Genomic DNA, 19,655 nt, shown 5'->3' on the forward strand with positions numbered 1-19,655 from the left:
AACCCAAAACGCACTGCGTTTTGGGTTTTTCATTACCGGCTGATCATTTTTTTAATGGCTCCCCATGCTTCATCTTTGCCTTTTTTCGTTTCAGAGGAAAATAAAATCAGCTCATCTTCAGGATCCATATCAAGCGTCTGTTTGACAACCTTTAAGTGCTTGTCCCATTTTCCTTTTGGAATTTTATCCGCTTTTGTCGCGATAACGATTACGGGAATGCCGTAATACTTCAGGAATTCATACATGTTCACGTCTTCAGCAGACGGCGCGTGCCTGAGGTCGACAATCTGCACGCAGGCTTTCAGCTCTTCGCGGGTCGTCATATAGGTTTCAATCATTCTCCCCCATGCTTCCCGCTCGCTTTTGGAAACTTTCGCAAATCCGTACCCGGGAACGTCCACAAAATGCAATTCATCATTGATGATGTAAAAGTTTAGGGTCTGTGTTTTCCCCGGTTTTGATGACGTTCTGGCCAAGTTTTTCCGATTGATTAATGAATTGATAAAAGATGACTTTCCTACATTTGATCTTCCCGCCAGCGCGATTTCCGGAAGCCCCCCATCAGGGTACTGTTCGGGTTTGACCGCGCTGATCACGATTTCTGACTTTGTGACTTTCATTTCTTCTCTCCTACTAAGGCATGTTCCAAAACGTCATCCAGGTGAGAAACGAATATAAACTTCAATCCTTCTCTGACGCTTTCTGGAATATCCTCTATATCTTTTTCGTTATCTTTAGGCGCAATAATAGTAGTCAGGCCCGCTCTGTGCGCGCCGAGCGCCTTTTCTTTCAGTCCGCCGATCGGAAGCACGCGGCCCCGCAGCGTGATTTCTCCCGTCATACCGACTTCGCGTTTTACCGCACGGTCCGTTAATGCTGAAACGAGCGCCGTGGCCATCGTAATTCCGGCAGAAGGGCCGTCTTTCGGCACCGCTCCTTCAGGGACATGGATATGAATGTCATACTTCTCATGGAATTTCGGGTCGATTCCGAACTGTTCCGCTTTCGAGCGGACATAACTGAAAGCGGCCTGCGCTGATTCCCGCATGACATCTCCAAGCTTCCCGGTCAGAATCAGCTTTCCTTTTCCCGGTGACAATGACACTTCGATTGACAGCGTATCTCCGCCGACCGTCGTATACGCGAGCCCCGTGACAACCCCGATTTGATCTTCGGTTTCCGCCTGTCCGTATCTGAATATCCGTTTTCCGAGATAGTCGGCCAGATTTTTCTCTGTAACGGTAATGCGTTTTCTCTCCTCAGACACAATGGCTTTCGCAGCCTTTCGGCAAATGGCGGCAATCTGGCGTTCAAGCGTTCTCACGCCGGCTTCCCTCGTGTAGTAGCGGATGATGTCCGTAATCGCCTGATCCCGAATCTGCAGGTTGCTCTTTGTGAGCCCGTGCTCTTTGATTTGTTTCGGAAGCAGATGGTCTTTCACGATCTCCAGCTTTTCGTTTTCAGTGTAGCCAGACAGGCTGATAATCTCCATTCTGTCTCTGAGAGGGCCCGGTATGGAAGCAAGGTTATTCGCAGTCGCGATAAACAGCACTTTCGATAAATCGAACGTCTCTTCAATATAGTGGTCGCTGAATGTGCTGTTTTGTTCCGGATCCAGCACCTCAAGCATCGCCGAAGACGGATCGCCTCTGAAATCAGACGACATTTTGTCGATCTCATCCAGGAGAAAGACGGGATTTTGTTTACCGGCTTTTTTCATCCCCTGTATAATACGGCCCGGCATCGCTCCGACGTATGTACGCCGGTGCCCGCGGATTTCAGACTCATCGCGCACTCCGCCCAGTGAAATTCTCACAAAACGGCGCCCCATGCTCGTACTGATTGATTTTGCAAGAGATGTTTTACCGACTCCCGGAGGTCCGGCCAGACAAAGAATCGGCCCTTTCAGCGTTTTCGTCAGCTGTTTCACGGCCAAATACTCCAAAATCCGCTCTTTCACTTTCTCTAAGCCGTGGTGCTCTTTATCTAAGATTTCCCCGGCTTTTTTAATGTCAAGTTTATCTTCTGTTTCATCCGACCACGGAAGGGCGATGAGCCAGTCAATATAGTTGCGGATAACAGAGCTTTCCGCTGAGCTTGACGGCACTTTTTCGTAACGGCTTAATTCCTTAAGCGCCGTTTCTTTGACACGCTCAGGCATGCCTGCTTCTTCTATCTTTTCCGTGAGCGACTGAACTTCGCCGGTTTTTCCTTCTTTGTCGCCAAGCTCCTTCTGAATGGCTTTCATCTGTTCACGCAAGTAGTATTCCTTTTGAGTGCGTTCCATCGAACGTTTGACGCGCTGACCGATTTTTTTCTCAATCTCCAGCACTTCTTTTTCATTATGAATGGAACGGATGACCTTATTCAGACGTTCTTTAATATCCGCCGTTTCTAAAATGTCCTGCTTGTCCTTTAATTTCAGCGGGAGATGAGAAGCGACGATATCCGCCATTCTGCCGGGCTCTTCAATATCAGTCACAGCCGCATACGTTTCTGCGGAGATTTTTTTAGAAATTTTTATGTACTGGTCAAAATGGTCCAGCAGCGTCCGCATAAGCGCTTCGTCTTCCACGTCTTTTGAATCATCCTCATGCATCAGCTGTATATCGACCGAAGTATAATCTTCGAGCTCGGTGTATTCAAGGATCTGCGCCCGCTGAATTCCTTCTACAAGCACTCTGATCGTACCGTTGGGCAGCTTCAGCATCTGTTTAATTTTTGTATAAGTGCCGACGGCGAAAATATCCTCTTCACCCGGTTCGTCTATCGAAATATCCTGCTGAGTGGCTAAAAAAATCATATGATCATGCATCATTGCCTGTTCAAGAGCCTGAACCGACTTGTCACGGCCTACATCTAAATGTAAAACCATTGTCGGGTATACCAATAAGCCTCTTAAAGGGAGGAGCGGGATGCTGCGTTTTGTATCTTCTGCCATGTGACTGACACCTCCGTGACTTTAGTATGAACCATTATAATACAACTTTTTCATCGTTGTACAATTCCGGGATCGGGCAAAATCGGCTTATCCGCCTGCCCTGTATATAAAACAGTCTCTTCGTAGTATACCCTTTCTTTCTGTTCTGAAAAAGGAAAAGATGTCCTCCATAAAAAAACCCCATTATAAAAATGGGGTTTATACGGATTCTTTATTCATTTGGATATCAAACGGTTTTTGTTCTGAAGGAGGGTCAACCAATATGACGTCCAGCACTTCCTGGAACGTTTTTACCGCTTTAATGGTGATTCCGTCTATTCGTTTCAGAATGGACTGCTGATTTTCATATGGGATAATGACCGTTTTTGCTCCGGCCTGTTTTGCGGCTTTAATTTTCGGAATGACGCCGCCGATCGGTTTGACAAGCCCCGTCAGGCTGATTTCTCCCGTCATCGCCACCGTATGGTCGATCGGGATGCGGTGAATCGCGGAAAAAATCCCCGCGGCCATCGCGATACCTGCTGAAGGTCCGTCAATCGGGCCTCCGCCCGGAAAATTGACGTGAATGTCATAGTCTGAAGGTTTGATGCCCATTGTGCGCAGAACCGTCAGAACATTTTCCACAGATCCCTTCGCCATGCTTTTGCGGCGGATCGACTTCGATTGGCTGCCGATGCTTTCTTCCTCTGCAATTCCCGTGATATTCAGGCTTCCTTTGTCCTGCGCAGGTGTGACATTCACTTCGATTTCCAGCAATGCGCCGCTGTTCGGCCCGTAGACGGCAAGTCCGTTCACGATGCCGACTTGCGGTTCATCGGCGATTTTCTGCTCATTTTTAGGTGTAAGCTGACTGGAATGAACAACCCATTCTATATCTTCTGTCGTAATTTCTTGTCTGTCCTCAGTCACCGCCATGCCGGCGGCGATCTGGATCATATTGACGGCTTCACGTCCGTTTCTCGTATATGCGGTCAGCACACTGAGAGCTTCGTCAGAAATCTCTTTCTGAATTTTGTCGGCTGCTTTTTTCGCAACGATTTTAAGTTCATCCTTTTCCAGCTCGCGGAAAAATACTTCAAGACAGCGCGAACGGATGGCCGGCGGAATTTCATTCGGCATTCTCGTTGTCGCTCCGATCAAACGGAAATCTGCCGGAAGCCCATTTTGAAAAATATCATGAATGTGATTCGGTATTTGCGTATTTTCTTCACTGTAATACGCACTGTCTAAAAATACTTTTCGATCTTCAAGCACCTTCAGCATTTTATTCATCTGAATCGGATGAAGCTCGCCGATTTCATCAATAAACAATACCCCGCCGTGAGCATGGGTCACAGCCCCCTGTTTCGGCTGCGGAATGCCTGCTTGGCCCATCGCTCCCGCTCCCTGATAAATCGGATCATGCACTGAACCGATAAGCGGATCGGCAATCCCCCGTTCATCAAACCGCGCGGTCGTCGCATCAAGTTCAACAAATACAGCCTGCTTTTGAAACGGTGACTGTTTATGTTTTTTCGCTTCTTCCAATACCAGCCGCGCCGCAGCCGTTTTACCGACTCCCGGAGGACCGTAAATAATGACATGCTGCGGGTTCGGTCCGCAAAGCGCTGCTTTTAACGCTTTAATTCCGTCTTCCTGGCCGACAATGTCCTGAAAGCTTTTCGGCCGCACCTTTTCTGATAAAGGTTCTGATAAACTGATGGCGCGCATTTTGCGCAGCTGTTCCATTTCTTTTTTTGATTCTTTATCTATCGTCACTTTTTGTGTACGCTGGTTTTTGAGCAGATTCCAAAAATATAATCCGATGACTATCCCGAAAAACAGCTGTACAAATAATGCGATCCCTGTCCAACTCATGCTGGTCCCTCCTGAAAAAACGATTTATGTATCCAATTCATTCCTCTGTCCGCTAGTATCTCCCAGCAAAGCCCGGAATAAACATTTTCAGAAGGGTCAGGACAAGAAAAAAAACCTCCTGATCAATTCGGGTCAGGAGGTTTTGTCATGTTATGCTGATGTTTTATCTTGGCCGACAACTGTGCCGTCTTTTAATACAAGACGCGGTGCTTCACCGTCTGCGACTGTCGCTCCGGTAATGACACATTTTTCAATATCATCGCGGGACGGCAGATCAAACATAACGTCAAGCATGATGCCTTCAATGATAGAACGCAGGCCGCGTGCGCCTGTTTTACGCTCGATCGCTTTTTTCGCAATTTCAGATAATGCCTCGTCTTCAAATTCAAGCTCGACATCATCAAGTTCTAACATTTTCTTGTATTGTTTGACGAGTGCGTTTTTCGGTTTAGTCAGAATTTCAACCAGTGCCGTTTCGTCAAGCTGCTCAAGGCTTGCAATGACAGGAAGACGGCCGATGAATTCAGGAATCAGCCCGAAACGGAGCAAGTCTTCCGGAAGAACTTTAGAAAGCAGTTCTTCTTTTTCCAGGTCTGCCGCTTTATTATCTGAGCCGAAACCGATGACTTTTTGTCCGAGACGGCGTTTGATGATTTGTTCGATGCCGTCAAATGCACCGCCGCAAATGAACAGAATGTTCGTCGTATCGATCTGGATGAATTCCTGATGAGGATGTTTGCGTCCTCCTTGAGGCGGCACGCTTGCAACCGTTCCTTCAAGAATTTTCAGCAGCGCCTGCTGAACACCTTCGCCTGATACGTCGCGTGTAATGGACGGATTTTCAGATTTTCGCGCTACTTTATCAATTTCATCGATATAAATAATGCCTTTTTCTGCTTTTTCCACATCATAGTCTGCTGCCTGAATCAGCTTGAGGAGGATGTTTTCTACGTCCTCACCGACATATCCGGCTTCAGTCAGAGATGTAGCGTCCGCGATCGCAAACGGCACGTTCAGAATACGCGCAAGCGTCTGGGCAAGAAGTGTTTTCCCGCTTCCAGTCGGCCCGATTAAAGAAATATTACTTTTAGAAAGCTCGACATCATCCACTTTACTGTTGGAATTGATGCGTTTGTAATGGTTGTATACCGCAACCGCAAGTGATTTCTTCGCCTGATCCTGTCCGATGACATATTCATTCAGAATCTCACGGATTTCCTGCGGCTTCGGAACGTCTTTAAATTCGACTTCTTCTTCTGTACCAAGCTCTTCCTCTACGATTTCTGTACAGAGCTCGATACATTCGTCGCATATATATACACCCGGTCCTGCAACCAGCTTACGAACCTGATCTTGCGTTTTTCCGCAGAACGAGCATTTCAATTGTCCTTTTTCCTCGTTGAATTTAAACATTCTTTCACCCCTTAATCTTGTCTCACTTTTTCTTTTACCTGAAGGGCAAAAGAAAACGGTTCTTGCTACGATCGAGTATGTATTGCATTTTACCATACTTTCCAGTAAGACGGTAACAATGTGTTTCGCACTTGCACATTCTATATGTATGACGAAAAACAGCCCGGCAATGACTATCTTGCCCCAAGAAAAAGAGTTATATCATAATTGTACAAAACAAGGCACGAATTAATCGCGCCCTGTTTTATTATGTCTATTATTATGAACCATATTAACGGTTTTCTACAAGAAAATCAATTGCTTTTCGAACTTTTAAATCTTCTTTCATCGCGTCAGTTGAACCGATTGCCTGCTTGATGTTTTCAACCGGCATGTTGTAAGCTTCAGCCATTTTAGTCAGCTCAGCTTCAACTTCTTCGTCCGTTACTTCAAGGTTTTCTGCTTGAGCGATCGCTTCAAGAGTCAGGTTTGATTTTACGCGTTTTGCGGCATCTTCTTTCATTTGCTCTTTTAACGCGTTTTCGTCTTGGCCTGAGAATTGAGTGTAAAGCTCAAGGTTCATGCCTTGCATTTGCAGACGCTGTTCGAATTCTTTCAGCATGCGGTCAAGCTCAGTGTCGATCATCGCTTGAGGAACATCAGCTTCAGCGTTTTCAGATGCTTTCAGAACAAGCTCTTCACGCAATTTAGCGTCAGCTTCGTTTTCTTTTGCTTCTTCAAGGCGTTTTTTTGTTTTCTCAGTTAATTCAGCAAGCGTTTCAACTTCTTCGTCAATGTCTTTTGCGAATTCGTCGTTAAGCTCAGGAAGCTCTTTCGCTTTGATTTCATGAATTTTCACTTTGAAAACAGCTGGTTTTCCGGCAAGCTCTTCAGCGTGGTACTCTTCAGGGAATGTTACTTCAACATCCTTTTCAGCGCCTGCTTCAAGGCCTGTTAACTGCTCTTCGAAGCCCGGGATGAATGAACCTGATCCTACTTCAAGTGAGTAGTTCTCAGCTTTTCCGCCTTCAAACGCTTCGCCGTCAACGAAACCTTCGAAGTCAAGAACGACTGTATCGCCGTTTTCAACAGCGCCTTCTTCTTTCACGACAAGCTCAGCCTGACGCTCTTGAAGCGCTTTAAGTTCGTTTTGTACATCTTCGTCAGTAACGGCAGTGTCATCTTTTTCGATTCCTAAGCCTTTGTAGTCGCCAAGTTTCACTTCCGGTTTTACAGTCACTTTTGCAGTGAAAATCAAGCTTTCGCCTTTTTCGATTTTTTCAACATCGATTTCAGGGCGGTCTACAGGCTCAATGCCGGCTTCTTCAACCGCTTTAGGGTATTCTACAGGAAGTAAAATATCTAAAGCATCCTGGTAAAGAGCTTCAACGCCGAAACGCTGTTCGAATAAACCGCGGGGAACTTTCCCTTTGCGGAATCCAGGAATAGAAACCTGTTTTACTACTTTTTTAAATGCATCATCAAGAGCTGTTTTGAACGTATCCGCATCAACTTCAACCGTTAATACGCCTTCGTTGCCTTCTTGTTTTTCCCATTTTACAGACATGTGTTTCCCTCCAAAAATCTATTCAGGTTGTGTCGGTCTTCCATTCTAAAGCAATCCGCGGCTTTGTCAAAGAAAAAACCGCTTTGAATCAGAATCATTATGTAATGAACTGGCAGCCTGTCCAACCGTAATTCTCATTTCAGTTAAACCGCTATACATAAATACAACCACTATATTATAACATAACGCCTACCGCTTTCAACTATATGGCGTGATTTACAAATAAGAAATTTCTTCAATATCCTTAATCATCGTGCAGGCTTCTTCGAGTTCGAGGCTGTCAAACTCGTACATCATATGAAGTTCCTCCGGCTCAATGTCAATGCCGTGCATCTCGTAACCGACCTTATGAAGCGCCGCCGCCCATAAATCTGCGTTCAAAAACTTCGGCATAAAAGGGTGCAGGACGTACAGATGCCTTCTCCACAGCTCCTCGACGGCAGCGTATAATGTAGGGTTTTCATTGCCGAGCGTTTCATCAAGCACCCGGAGAACGCGATGCAAAATCGGAGCCGCATCAGGCTGAACCGTTTCACTCGGAACCGCGGTCATTGAATCGCCGAATTTTGTAATATGGACCGGCTTGCTGTAGTCATGCTCCGCCATCAGCGTCAAAATCATCGTCTTGATAAGCGGATGCGCGGCCGGATCTTGAAGAATCGTTTTTAAGAGACCCGTGTATTTTGCAATATTGCGGTCTTTAAGAGAATGAATCAGATTCATTTGTTCAGCGGGGCTGTTCAGCACTTTTTCCGCATCAAGAATGTCCTCGTATTCCTCCTCCCACGCTTCATCCTGCTGGTCGGGATCGGTCATTTTGCGGCTGAATTCGAGCAGCCGGTAGAATTGCTCCGCACTTTCTGCGGGCAGCTGATTTTCTTCCAGCACAGCTTCAATTGTGCTTTTGACTTCTTCATATTGTTTCAGCTGAATTAAAATGGTCATGTACACCTGCAGTACGGTAAAATAATGGCCGTATCCTTCATTCAGCATTTTCTCGCAAACTTGTTTTGCTTCTTCCAATTCCCCGAGTTCCAGAAAACAAATCGCCATGCCTAAATGTACGTCGGACTCGGTATCACCGTGGCTTACCGCCTCTGAGAACAGTTCGAGAGCCTCCTGATACTGTTTATCCTTCATGGCGGCCATCCCTTTATCAACCAAGCGTTCTTTCAGACGGGGGAAAGGAATGATATCAGCTTTTTTCTTGTCATGCGTCATACTTTATTTCCTTTCAGGCGCTATTTTGTTCAAGTGTATCAACATGCGTCATGAAACACAAGAAAGGATGGTGCGCACGGTAAAAAAAGCCGCCGGACAGATGCCGGGCGGCTTTTTTCAGGCTTGAAGCCATGAACTTCTTTTCGATTCAAACTGCTGAATGTCGTCCTCCAGCAGAAGCGTTAATGAAATTTCATCATAACCGTTTATCAGCATTTCCTTCCAGTGCGGATCGACTTCAAATGAAATCTCTTTTCCTTCACTGTCGTGAATGAGCTGGTTTTCCAAATCAACCGTCATGTTAAGAGACTGATTTTCATATTGACCGGCGAGTTTTTTCCACTGATCATACGGCATACGGATGGGAAGCATACCGTTTTTAAAACAGTTTTGATGAAAAATATCGGCAAATGACGGAGCAATGATGATTTTGAAGCCGTAATCATCCAGCGCCCAAGGAGCGTGCTCACGGGATGATCCGCAGCCGAAATTCTCTCCGGCAATTAATATGGACGCGCCTTCATAGACTTTGCGGTTTAATTCAAATTCAGGATCAGGCTCACCGTTCTCAAGGTATCTCCAATCAAAAAACGCGAATCTGCCGTATCCGGTTCTTTCAATTCTTTTCAAAAACTGTTTCGGAATAATCTGGTCCGTATCGACGTTGATCCGGTTTAAGACGGCCGCTTTTCCCGTATGCGTTTTTAAAGGTTCCATCTTTTCGCGCACTCCTTACACAACTGTTTTTTCTTGATAAAACTTTCTTACATCGACGAAATGCCCGTGAATGGCTGCCATTGCCGCCATCGCCGGACTGACAAGGTGTGTTCTCGCGCCTTTTCCCTGTCTGCCTTCGAAGTTGCGGTTGGAGGTGGAAGCGCATCGTTCCCCTTCAGGCACGACATCATTGTTCATACTGAGGCACATGCTGCAGCCTGATTCTCTCCATTCAAATCCGGCCTCGAGAAACACGCGGTGCAGCCCTTCTTCCTCGGCCTGCTGTTTCACGCTTTGAGAACCCGGCACCACAATGGCCCTGACGCTGTCAGCGACTTTTCGGCCTTTGATCATATCCGCAGCCTGGCGAAGATCGGTCATCCGCGAATTTGTACAGGAGCCGATAAACACATGCTCGACTTTAATATCTTCAATTTTTTGATTCGGTGCGATTCCCATGTATTCGTACGCGCGGATGGCTTCTTTTTTACCGTCTTCAGAATCAATGGTTTCCGGCGCCGGTATTTGGGCATCGACCGGAAGAACCATGCCGGGATTGACGCCCCATGTTACCATTGGAGAAATCTCGCTGCCGTCTAACACGATGGAATGATCGTATACGGCGCCCGGATCGGTTTTTAACGCTTTCCATTCTGCGGCGGCTTTTTCAAATTCCTCGCCTTTTGGCGCGTATTTACGGTTTTTACAATATTCAATCGTCGTGTCATCTGGAGCGATCAGTCCCGCCCGTGCTCCCGCTTCTATTGACATATTGCAGACCGTCATGCGTTCGTCCATAGACATGTTTCTGAATACTTCCCCGGTGTATTCAATGACATATCCGGTACCGAATTTCACCCCGTATTTTCCGATGACCGACAAGATGACATCCTTCGCGGTCACTCCTTTTTGGAGCGTTCCGTCAACGCGGATTTCAAGCGTTTTCGGCCGCTGCTGCCATAATGTCTGTGTGGAAAGAACATGTTCCACCTCACTTGTGCCGATACCGAAGGCAAGCGCTCCGAACGCGCCGTGAGTCGATGTATGGCTGTCTCCGCAAACGATCGTTTTTCCCGGAAGTGTCAGACCAAGCTCAGGCCCGACCACGTGAACGATTCCCTGGTCTGCGCTGTGAAGATCCGCAAGACGGACGCCGAACTCCTCGCAATTCCGTTCAAGCGCGGTTACTTGGCGCTTTGCGACTTCATCTTTAATGTCAAAACGGTTGACGGTCGGAATATTGTGGTCCATCGTCGCGAATGTATTCTGCGGCCGTCTGACCTTTCTCCCCTTCTGCCTTAACCCTTCAAACGCCTGAGGAGACGTCACCTCATGAATTAAGTGCAGATCAATATAGAGAAGGTCGGGTTTTCCTTCACCGCTTTTTACAACATGCCGATCCCAAATCTTTTCGATGATTGTTCGAGGCATCATCTTTGTTTCCTCCCTCTACCTATGAACTAAGACCGCTTTCTTTAAAGCGTCACACTATAGATTTTGTATTCGAGCCAGCTAATGCGGCTTTTACTTTTTCAGTAATGTCATGCGTTCCGGCATATTGGCCGTCCCGGGCGATATCACGTGTACGGCTGCCGTCTGCAAGCACCTTTGCGACCGCCTTTTCCACCGCCTGAGCTTCGTTTTCAAGTCCGAAAGATGTTCTCAAAAGCATCGCCGCTGATAAAATCGCCGCAAACGGATTGGCCATCCCTTTACCGGCGATGTCAGGCGCAGATCCATGCACGGGTTCAAACAAGTGAAGACCTGAACTTGATAAACTGGCTGACGGCAGCATGCCGAGCGAGCCTGTCAGCATGGAGGCTTCATCGCTTAAAATATCGCCGAACATATTCTCAGTTACGATGACGTCAAACTGGCTCGGAGCGTAGATGAGCTGCATCGCGGCATTATCGACAAGCATATGTTCAAGCGTCACATCAGGAAATTCTTTTGCGATTTCATCCGCTGTTTCACGCCACAGCCTGCTTGAAGAAAGCACATTCGCCTTATCAACGGACGTCACTTTTCCTTTTCTGCCGGCAGCCATCTTAAAGGCTTCTCTGACAACGCGTTCGATTTCTTCTTTCTTATAAAAAAGGGTATCGACCGCTTCCTTTTCTCCCGCTTCATTGACATACTGTCTGCTCGGTTCTCCGAAGTAGAGGCCGCCCGTCAGTTCCCTGACGATTACAAAGTCGACGCCGCTGATATATTCTTTTTTCAGCGGAGAAGCCTCAGACAGGCTTTCAAATACGGTCACGGGACGCAGATTGGCAAACAGGCCGAGTTTTTTTCTGATGCCGAGCAGGCCTTTTTCCGGTCTGAGCTCTGGAGGATTTTGGTCCCATTTCGGCCCGCCGACTGCCCCGAGCAGGATGCCGTCGGATCTTTCACAAAGAGCCACCGTCTCCTCAGGAAGGGGGTTTTGATGGGCGTCAATAGCTGCTCCCCCGATCAGCCCGTTTTCAAATTCAAATTCATGTCCGAATTGTTCGGCAACGCTTTTCAATACATCTGCCGCTGATTCCGCCACTTCCGGTCCGATTCCGTCACCGGGCAGCAAAGCAATGCGTTTTTTCAAATCAAACGTTCTCCTTTCTATTACGAGCCGACCGCAGTCTGTCTCTTTAATCCGTCTAAATTGCAATCCAGCACCAACTGCCGGTTCACGGCGTTCAGATAAGCTTTAGCAGAAGCTTCCAGAACATCCTGCGCGATTCCCCGCCCTGATGTTTCTTTTCCGTTCACGGTCACTCTGACAAAAACTTGAGCCAGCGCGTCTTCGCCTTTCCGGTTGGATTGGATGCGGTAGTCTGTCAGTTCAATATTTTTATCGATGCAGCGCCCGAGCGTATTATAAACGGCTTCTACGCTGCCCGCCCCCGTTGCCGCCTCTTGAATCAGCTGTTCGTTTTCCTGATTTTTCAAAGAGACTGTTGCAGTCGGCACCTGAGACGTCCCGTAATGCACTTGCAGAGACAAAAATTCATAGCCGATTTTTTTGTCCGTCACTTTTTCTTCTAAAATAAGAGAAATCAAGTCATCATCGGTGATTTCTTTTTTCTTTTCGGTCAGTTCTTTAAACATCGTAAAAAATTTATTGATTTCCTCACTATCAAACTGGAATCCAAGCGCATTCAGGCGGTCTTTGAACGCATGGCGTCCGGAATGCTTTCCGAGTACGAGCGCATCAGCAGTCACGCCGACAAGTTCCGGTGAAATGATTTCATATGTTGATTTTTCTTTCAGGAAACCGTCTTGGTGAATGCCGGACTCATGTGCGAAAGCGTTATCTCCGACGATTGCTTTATTGCGGGGAACGGCCATGCCCGTCAGTTTGCTGACAAGATCACTCGTCCGCTTCAATTCATGAAGATTGAGGGATGAATCGGCTTGATGCGCGTCATTTCTGACATGAAGCGCAACGGCGATTTCCTCTAGCGCGGCGTTCCCGGCTCTTTCTCCTATGCCGTTAATGGCGCATTCAATTTGATCAGCGCCGTTCTCAATTGCCGAAAGTGAGTTGGCAACCGCCATTCCGAGATCATCGTGGCAATGGGCTGAAAGCTTTACCCGGCCGATATTCGGAACGTGTTCCTTCATATATTTAAAGATGTTTCCGTATTCAGCCGGCGTCAGGTAACCTACAGTGTCCGGCAGGTTGATGACGCTCGCGCCGGCATCAATCACTTTTTCTACGATTTCAGCCAGAAACGGAAGTTCGGTGCGGCATGCGTCTTCTGCTGACCATTGAACGATCGGAAAGCGTTCTTTTGCATACTTCACCATTTCAACCGCTTTTTCCTTAACCTCTTCCCGCGTCATTTTCAGCTTATGCTTCAGATGAATGTCAGAGGTGGCGATAAAGATGTGAATCCGCGGGCTGGCCCCGTCTTTCAGCGCTTCCCAGGCTGCGTCGATGTCACCTTTGACAGATCGGGCAAGCCCTGTTACCGAACAATTTTTAATCGTTCTTGCGATTTCCTGCACGGCTAAAAAATCACCTCGGGATGAAGCGGGAAATCCCGCTTCAATAATGTCCACCCCGAGTCTTTCAAGCTGCTTGGCTATCGCCAGTTTCTCCCGGGAATTGAGGTTGACCCCGGGGGATTGTTCACCGTCACGAAGGGTCGTGTCGAAAACATTAATTTTGCGCAACGGAGACCACCGCTTCCTTCTTTTTGCCTTGTTTGACAAACGGCATCATTTCACGAAGCTGTCTGCCGACCTTTTCAATCTGATGCTCGTTTTCACTTGCATTGATCGCATTGAAACGAGGACGGTTCACTTGGTTTTCCACGATCCATTCTTTTGCGAATGTACCGTTTTGAATATCCGTTAATACTTGTTTCATAGATTCTTTTACCTTCGCATCGACTACGCGCGGTCCTGATACAAAGTCTCCCCATTGAGCCGTATCGGAGATAGAGTATCTCATGCCCGCCAATCCTTCTTCATACATCAAGTCTACGATCAACTTCAGTTCGTGCAGACACTCGAAGTATGCGAGTTCAGGCTGGTAGCCGGCTTCTGTCAGCGTTTCAAAACCCGCTTTGACAAGCGCCGTTAAACCTCCGCACAGAACAGCCTGCTCACCGAACAAATCCGTTTCCGTTTCTTCCTTAAATGTTGTTTCAAGAACGCCCGCACGCGCTCCGCCGATTCCTTTTGCATAAGCAAGAGCCGTATCTTTCGCTTCGCCTGATACATCCTGGTAGATGGCAAACAATGCCGGTACGCCCGCGCCTTGTTCATATGTTCTTCTGACAAGGTGTCCAGGTCCTTTAGGGGCGACAAGGAATACATCCACATCAGCAGGAGGCACGATCTGATGGAAATGGACGTTAAATCCGTGTGCGAAAACCAATGACTTGCCCGCCGTCAATTCATCTTTGATTTCAGCTTCATATACTTTTTGCTGCTGTTCATCCGGAAGAAGAACCATAATGATATCAGCCTGGGCAGCCGCTTCTCTTACCGAAAAGACTTTATGACCGTCTTCTTGGGCCTGTGTAAATGATTTGCCTTGTCTGACGCCGACAATGACATCAATTCCGCTTTCTTTTAAGTTCAGCGCGTGTGCATGACCTTGTGAACCGTAACCGATAATCGCTACTTTTTTACCCGCCAATACGTTCTCTTTGATATCACCGTTATAATATACTTTTACCATTTTAATCTCTCCCTTTTTTGTGTTATACAATTGAAATTGTTTTATTGGATGACGCCTTCTGCTGGGTTCCCCTCGCAAAAGCCGTTGTGCCTGTTCTCGCGATTTCTTTAATTCCGTAAGGTTTCAGAAGCTCTATGAGCGCTTCGATTTTATTAGATTCGCCGGTAACCTGAACGACGATGCTGTCTCTTGAGACATCAACGACGGAAGCTCTGAACGGCTCAATGATTCCATTGATTTCCGTTCTGGCCGACGGTGCGGAAACAACTTTGATTAATGCCAGCTCACGCTGTACAATTGATTGGTTTGTAATATCCGTCACTTTCAGGACGTCAATTTGTTTGTTAAGCTGCTTTGTCAGCTGCTCTACGTCATTTTCGCCTTCCACATGGACGACAAATGTAATCCTTGAAACACCGCTTGTTTCCGTGTGGCCTACAGTGATGCTTTCGATATTATAGTGTCTTTTTGTAAACAGGCCGGTGATCCGGTTTAATACTCCCGAGCGGTTGACCACCGTTAATGTGATAATGCGTTTCAAGGTTTCACCCCCACCATTTCATGAAGTCCTTTACCCGGCGCAATCATCGGGAATACTTTCTCGCTTTTGGCGACCCGGACGTCAATAACGGCCGGTTCTTTTGATGAAAGCGCCTTTTTAAGCTCTTCTTCCGCCTCTTCTTCCGATGAAATCCGGACGCCTTTAATGCCGTAGGCTTCTGACAATTTGACAAAGTCAGGCTGCGCCGAGAATTTGGATTCAGAATAGCGTTCTTCATAGAAGATTTCCTGCCACTGTCTGACCATGCCCAGACATTCGTTGTTCAAGATAACCACTTTGACAGGAAGATTCAGCTGCCGGATGACATCTAATTCCTGAAGGGTCATCTGAAAACCGCCGTCTCCGAGGATGGCAACGACCGTGGCGTTACGATCGGCCAGCTGCGCTCCGATAGCCGCCGGAAGGCCGAAGCCCATTGTGCCGAGCCCCCCCGAGGTCACCCACTTATCAGCCTTTCGGAAAGGATAAAACTGAGCCGCCCACATCTGGTGCTGGCCGACATCCGTCGCCACAATCGCCTCACCGTTTGTGAATCGGTGAATATACTCAATCAGCTTTTGGGGTTTCAAGCCCTCTTCTCTGTTGTCTGTATACCAAAGCGGATATTCTTCTTTCCATTCTGAAAGCTGCTGTTTCCATTCCTCTGTTTGTCCCTGTTTTCCGTTTTGCTTCAATAATTCCTGAAGGACGATTTTACTGTCGCCGACCACCGGAATCTGCGTTTCGATAATTTTTCCGATTTCAGCAGGATCAATATCGATATGCGCTACTTTGGCCGATTTTGCAAAATGCTTCAGATTTCCGGTCACGCGATCATCGAACCGCGCTCCGATGCTGATCAACAAGTCACAGTGGTAAAGCGCCATATTCGCTGTGTATGTGCCGTGCATCCCCGCCATTCCCAGAAAAAGAGGATGGTCTGCCGGGAAACCGCCCAGACCGAGAAGCGTGTGGGCTACCGGTATTTGCTGCTGTTCGGCATAATTTTTTAAATCTTCTGAAGCTTTTCCGTGCAAAACACCCGCTCCGGCTAAAATAACCGGCTTTTTCGCACTGCTGACAGCTTCCACGAGCTTTCGGATCTGCAGATAGTTAGGCTCTTTTACCGGCTGATAACCCGGAAGGCTGATCTCGTGATCATATCTGAACTCTCCTTCAAATGCTGCGACATCCTTCGGTATATCAATTAATACCGGGCCCGGTCTTCCCGTCGTGGCAATATGGAAAGCCTCTTTAATCACACGGGGGAGATCTTCCGGACGGCGGACTTGGTAGCTGTGTTTCGTAATCGGCATCGTAATTCCTAAAATGTCGGCTTCCTGGAAAGCGTCGCTGCCGATGACCGAAGTGGCCACCTGACCGGTAAACACTACGAGCGGCAATGAATCAATCATCGCATCTGCAAGACCGGTAACTAAATTTGTCGCTCCGGGTCCGGAGGTAGCAATCACAACCCCCGGCTTTCCGGAGACTCTCGCATACCCTTCTGCCGCATGAATCGCGCCTTGCTCGTGGCGGGGCAGGATGTGAACCAGCCCTGATTGATACAGTTTATCGTAAATCGGAAGGACGGCTCCCCCCGGATAGCCGAAGATCATCTCGACATTTTCTTTCTTTAATGATTCAATCAGCATCAGAGCCCCGTTCATTGTTTTTGTACATTCAGCAGACAAAGAATCCGCCTGTACATTTGTGCCCATTTTCAGTTCCTCCTTTTCAATGTTCCCTTCTAAAATCCAATTCATAAAACGCAGCGCCGGCTGACGCAAATAAAAAAGCCTTCCCACCCACATTCAGCCAAGCATTTCATGCGATAGCCAAAAGGGGCGAAAAGGCTTTGCTCTCCGCGGTACCACCCTTGTTTACGGTCATATGCAGACCGTCTCATGGATAATGATTATCCGTTTTGATAACGAGTAAACATTGTGTTCACTCGGCCGAGTCCTACTCTTTACATTTCAGACCGGCACTCTGAGGGGAGTTCACTTTGATTTGTTTTACCGGCTCTCAGCGTTACCGGCTCTCTGTGAAAAACTTCAGCAAAGCTACTTATCCTCTTCTGCGCTTTTTATTATGGCAGCTCTTTTATTAAAAAAGAACCTTCATTTGTTTGTTTTTTTAGTGTTTTATGATTTTTCTTTTTAGCGTGAATCATTTATTTATTTTTGTTTGAACTCATATTACGCCCGTTTGCAGACAGTGTCAACAGCATTTTTATAATTATTAGACAATTTAGATTAATCAATCTATTTTGTATACGCTTTCATTACTGGTACAAAGGGATCTGTAAATATTAAAAGTTTTTATCATTTTTTTATTAATCTCTCAAGATTACATGAAATTTTTCCGTTCATATACGAATATGTCACATTTTATTACACAATTTTTCTCTGTCCTTCTGGCATGCTTGTCAGATATTCCGTTCGATTGAACAGGCTCTTTATACAGACATACGCATACACTGTTCTTATCTCGTAAGAAATGAGTGATGTCATGAATAAGATGTTATCAGGCATGCAGGGCCTGCCTCCTGGATTTCCGCCTTTACCGGTCTTACCGCCGCAGTCTTATTATCCTCCGGCCCCGATGCATACAGCACCATATCAAGGCGGCCCTTCTTTTCAGCAGGGATTCCCGTCATCCGGATACGGACAGCAGACCCCGCAAAGCACGCTGTCATTCGCCGGGCAGCAATTCGTTCCGTACCCTTATACATCCGGGTACTACGGCCAATCCTTCAGTGACGTCGGCGGAAGTCTCGGCGCCGGGTCTCATCCCGGCGCGCTCGGGGGCGGTTTCAGCGGCCATGCCGGGGGCTTCAGCGCTCCGAGCGGATTCAGATGATACAAAAACCGGTCTCACACGGCCGGTTTCTTTTCTTATTCACAGAGTATAACGGTCATTCCATTGATTCATTTCCTGCTCCGTATAGTAATCAGCCCTTGAAACCTCAACAATGATTAAACCGCATTGAGTGATTAAAAATTGCTTCAGTTCCTCAAACAGCTCGTCTTTTCCGCAAAAGATCGTTTCTATATTGTGATTTTTATATGCAAATGCGTACTTCAAAAGCTAATTCCTCCTGCTGTCTTTCTATCAATTATTGACAAAACGCATGATAGAAATTAGATAATTTATCACTCAAGGGCGCCTTAAGTATCTTTATACATATATTTATTACGGTAAATATTACATTAAGTTTCATTTATATTAAAATTACTTTACAATTCTCATCAAATACGGAACTTTTGTTTCGTAAAATTAAAAATAAAATACAAAAAAACCTCAAACCCATTGTCAGGGCTTGAGGTTTTTTATACGTCCCAGGAGAGATTCGAACTCCCGACCGACGGCTTAGAAGGCCGTTGCTCTATCCGGCTGAGCTACTGGGACATGAAAATCAAATTGTTCTGCTGATCATTTTACCATGATATCAGCGAATTGACAATATAGTCATCCGATAAAAAAGGCCAGCGGCATCAGTTTTCACTCTGATGTCACCAGCTCTTTTTTTGTACGTCCCAGGAGAGATTCGAACTCCCGACCGACGGCTTAGAAGGCCGTTGCTCTATCCAGCTGAGCTACTGGGACAGCTTTTGCTTTATGTATCAGCGACAAGATTTATTATATACAGGTTCAAATCATAAGTCAATATTTTTTTAAAAACTTTTGATGGGGAAGAATGAAATCTCCCCCATCACTTGTTAAAAACTGATTGTAGTCCCCAAGTCCTTCAATTCCCGACCCGTTTCGTCGTAAAATGTCACGGCGCCTTCTCTTTCTGTAAGAGTAAGAATGGCATAGCTTTTCACATTGCGGACTCTCGGAAGACGGATGCTGCCCGGATTAATCAAAAGCTTGCCCCGAAGCTCTTCACTCCCGGCAATATGTGAATGGCCGAAGCAGACGATATCCGCCCCAAGCTCTTCCGCCCGGTAAAAAACAGTTAAAAGTGACTGTTTAATGCCGTGAAGATGCCCGTGAACGGCCAGAATTTTCTTTGAACCGGCGTCCAGAAGGAGTTCATCCTGAAACCCGCCGCCAAAGTCGCAATTGCCTTTTACCGTGTGATACGGCGTGAGCGCCGGATGTGCGGCGTCAAGCTCTGAATCACCGCAATGAATCATCAGATCCGCTTCGTCTTCGTGCCGCTTTGCAATCGTCTCCAGCTCGTCTTCAAGGCCGTGACTGTCACTTATTATCAGCACTTTCATTGCATACGCTC

At 46.8% G+C, this 19,655-nt stretch carries 16 protein-coding genes, 2 tRNA genes and 1 other annotated feature; of the genes, 1 reads left to right on the forward strand and 17 read right to left on the reverse strand.

Annotated elements, in window-relative coordinates; all coding sequences use genetic code 11:
* Positions 1-32: 32 nt before the first annotated feature.
* From yihA to ilvB, 13 genes are all read right to left on the reverse strand, one after another.
* Positions 33-620, reverse strand: a complete 588-nt coding sequence (gene yihA, locus J6600_RS12945; protein WP_003152626.1) for a ribosome biogenesis GTP-binding protein YihA/YsxC — start codon at positions 618-620, stop codon at positions 33-35.
* Positions 617-2,941: an endopeptidase La gene (gene lon, locus J6600_RS12950; protein WP_007612896.1), complete on the reverse strand. Its 2,325-nt coding sequence runs from the start codon at positions 2,939-2,941 to the stop codon at positions 617-619. Before lon ends, yihA begins: the two co-directional genes overlap by 4 nt.
* A 198-nt stretch (positions 2,942-3,139) precedes the next feature.
* Positions 3,140-4,798 (reverse strand): ATP-dependent protease LonB, encoded by a 1,659-nt coding sequence (lonB, locus tag J6600_RS12955; protein ID WP_014418557.1) that lies wholly within the window; start codon positions 4,796-4,798, stop codon positions 3,140-3,142.
* A gap of 150 nt (positions 4,799-4,948) precedes the next feature.
* The gene (clpX, locus tag J6600_RS12960; RefSeq protein ID WP_007408149.1) at positions 4,949-6,211 is read right to left on the reverse strand and encodes an ATP-dependent protease ATP-binding subunit ClpX; all 1,263 of its coding nucleotides are present in this window, start codon (positions 6,209-6,211) and stop codon (positions 4,949-4,951) included.
* A gap of 271 nt (positions 6,212-6,482) precedes the next feature.
* Positions 6,483-7,757, reverse strand: a complete 1,275-nt coding sequence (tig, locus tag J6600_RS12965) for a trigger factor (RefSeq protein ID WP_003152618.1) — start codon at positions 7,755-7,757, stop codon at positions 6,483-6,485.
* Positions 7,758-7,973: 216 nt separating this feature from the next.
* Complete coding sequence (ddcA, locus tag J6600_RS12970; RefSeq protein ID WP_209387476.1) at positions 7,974-8,978, reverse strand: DNA damage checkpoint antagonist DdcA; 1,005 nt, start codon at positions 8,976-8,978, stop codon at positions 7,974-7,976.
* A gap of 117 nt (positions 8,979-9,095) precedes the next feature.
* On the reverse strand, positions 9,096-9,695 hold the full coding sequence (gene leuD / locus J6600_RS12975; protein WP_007408146.1) for a 3-isopropylmalate dehydratase small subunit: 600 nt from the start codon (positions 9,693-9,695) through the stop codon (positions 9,096-9,098).
* Positions 9,696-9,710: 15 nt separating this feature from the next.
* Positions 9,711-11,129, reverse strand: coding sequence for a 3-isopropylmalate dehydratase large subunit (leuC, locus tag J6600_RS12980; RefSeq protein WP_003152606.1), 1,419 nt, complete (start codon positions 11,127-11,129; stop codon positions 9,711-9,713).
* 49 nt (positions 11,130-11,178) lie between these two features.
* Positions 11,179-12,276 (reverse strand): 3-isopropylmalate dehydrogenase, encoded by a 1,098-nt coding sequence (gene leuB, locus J6600_RS12985; RefSeq protein ID WP_209387477.1) that lies wholly within the window; start codon positions 12,274-12,276, stop codon positions 11,179-11,181.
* Positions 12,277-12,296: 20 nt separating this feature from the next.
* A complete protein-coding gene (locus J6600_RS12990) occupies positions 12,297-13,853 on the reverse strand; it encodes a 2-isopropylmalate synthase (protein WP_021494398.1) in 1,557 nt (518 codons plus the stop codon).
* Positions 13,840-14,868: a ketol-acid reductoisomerase gene (gene ilvC, locus J6600_RS12995; protein WP_003152600.1), complete on the reverse strand. Its 1,029-nt coding sequence runs from the start codon at positions 14,866-14,868 to the stop codon at positions 13,840-13,842. Before ilvC ends, J6600_RS12990 begins: the two co-directional genes overlap by 14 nt.
* A gap of 22 nt (positions 14,869-14,890) precedes the next feature.
* A complete protein-coding gene (gene ilvN, locus J6600_RS13000) occupies positions 14,891-15,409 on the reverse strand; it encodes an acetolactate synthase small subunit (RefSeq protein ID WP_003152598.1) in 519 nt (172 codons plus the stop codon).
* Positions 15,406-17,130 (reverse strand): acetolactate synthase large subunit, encoded by a 1,725-nt coding sequence (gene ilvB, locus J6600_RS13005; protein WP_209387478.1) that lies wholly within the window; start codon positions 17,128-17,130, stop codon positions 15,406-15,408. The genes ilvN and ilvB overlap by 4 nt, the downstream gene beginning before the upstream one ends.
* 119 nt (positions 17,131-17,249) lie before the next feature.
* Positions 17,250-17,501 (reverse strand) — a binding site (T-box leader).
* Between the two features lie 422 nt (positions 17,502-17,923).
* On the opposite strand from ilvB, the gene J6600_RS13010 reads away from it, so the two are divergent.
* Complete coding sequence (locus J6600_RS13010) at positions 17,924-18,274, forward strand: DNA helicase (RefSeq protein ID WP_176464754.1); 351 nt, start codon at positions 17,924-17,926, stop codon at positions 18,272-18,274.
* A 39-nt stretch (positions 18,275-18,313) separates the two neighbouring features.
* Here the strand turns inward: J6600_RS13010 and J6600_RS13015 are convergent, their stop codons facing one another.
* The 4 genes from J6600_RS13015 to J6600_RS13030 form a co-directional block, all read right to left on the reverse strand.
* Positions 18,314-18,499 carry a hypothetical protein gene (locus tag J6600_RS13015; RefSeq protein ID WP_007408136.1) on the reverse strand — a complete coding sequence of 62 codons (186 nt, stop codon included), beginning with the start codon at positions 18,497-18,499 and terminating at the stop codon, positions 18,314-18,316.
* 250 nt (positions 18,500-18,749) lie between these two features.
* Positions 18,750-18,823: transfer RNA gene (locus J6600_RS13020), tRNA-Arg, on the reverse strand.
* Positions 18,824-18,947: 124 nt separating this feature from the next.
* Positions 18,948-19,021: transfer RNA gene (locus tag J6600_RS13025), tRNA-Arg, on the reverse strand.
* Positions 19,022-19,134: 113 nt separating this feature from the next.
* Positions 19,135-19,644 (reverse strand): YfcE family phosphodiesterase, encoded by a 510-nt coding sequence (locus J6600_RS13030; protein WP_014418571.1) that lies wholly within the window; start codon positions 19,642-19,644, stop codon positions 19,135-19,137.
* Positions 19,645-19,655 lie beyond the last annotated feature (11 nt).

It is taken from the genome of Bacillus sp. LJBV19, from assembly GCF_017797845.1.
Classification (GTDB): domain Bacteria; phylum Bacillota; class Bacilli; order Bacillales; family Bacillaceae; genus Bacillus; species Bacillus velezensis.

Coding starts and splice junctions, on each gene's coding strand:
- yihA (WP_003152626.1), bottom strand. CDS start 620: ATGAAAGTCACAAAGTCAGAAATCGTGATCAGCGCGGTCAAACCCGAA.
- lon (WP_007612896.1), bottom strand. CDS start 2,941: ATGGCAGAAGATACAAAACGCAGCATCCCGCTCCTCCCTTTAAGAGGC.
- lonB (WP_014418557.1), bottom strand. CDS start 4,798: ATGAGTTGGACAGGGATCGCATTATTTGTACAGCTGTTTTTCGGGATA.
- clpX (WP_007408149.1), bottom strand. CDS start 6,211: ATGTTTAAATTCAACGAGGAAAAAGGACAATTGAAATGCTCGTTCTGC.
- tig (WP_003152618.1), bottom strand. CDS start 7,757: ATGTCTGTAAAATGGGAAAAACAAGAAGGCAACGAAGGCGTATTAACG.
- ddcA (WP_209387476.1), bottom strand. CDS start 8,978: ATGACGCATGACAAGAAAAAAGCTGATATCATTCCTTTCCCCCGTCTG.
- leuD (WP_007408146.1), bottom strand. CDS start 9,695: ATGGAACCTTTAAAAACGCATACGGGAAAAGCGGCCGTCTTAAACCGG.
- leuC (WP_003152606.1), bottom strand. CDS start 11,129: ATGATGCCTCGAACAATCATCGAAAAGATTTGGGATCGGCATGTTGTA.
- ilvC (WP_003152600.1), bottom strand. CDS start 14,868: ATGGTAAAAGTATATTATAACGGTGATATCAAAGAGAACGTATTGGCG.
- ilvB (WP_209387478.1), bottom strand. CDS start 17,130: ATGGGCACAAATGTACAGGCGGATTCTTTGTCTGCTGAATGTACAAAA.
- J6600_RS13010 (WP_176464754.1), top strand. CDS start 17,924: ATGAATAAGATGTTATCAGGCATGCAGGGCCTGCCTCCTGGATTTCCG.
- J6600_RS13030 (WP_014418571.1), bottom strand. CDS start 19,644: ATGAAAGTGCTGATAATAAGTGACAGTCACGGCCTTGAAGACGAGCTG.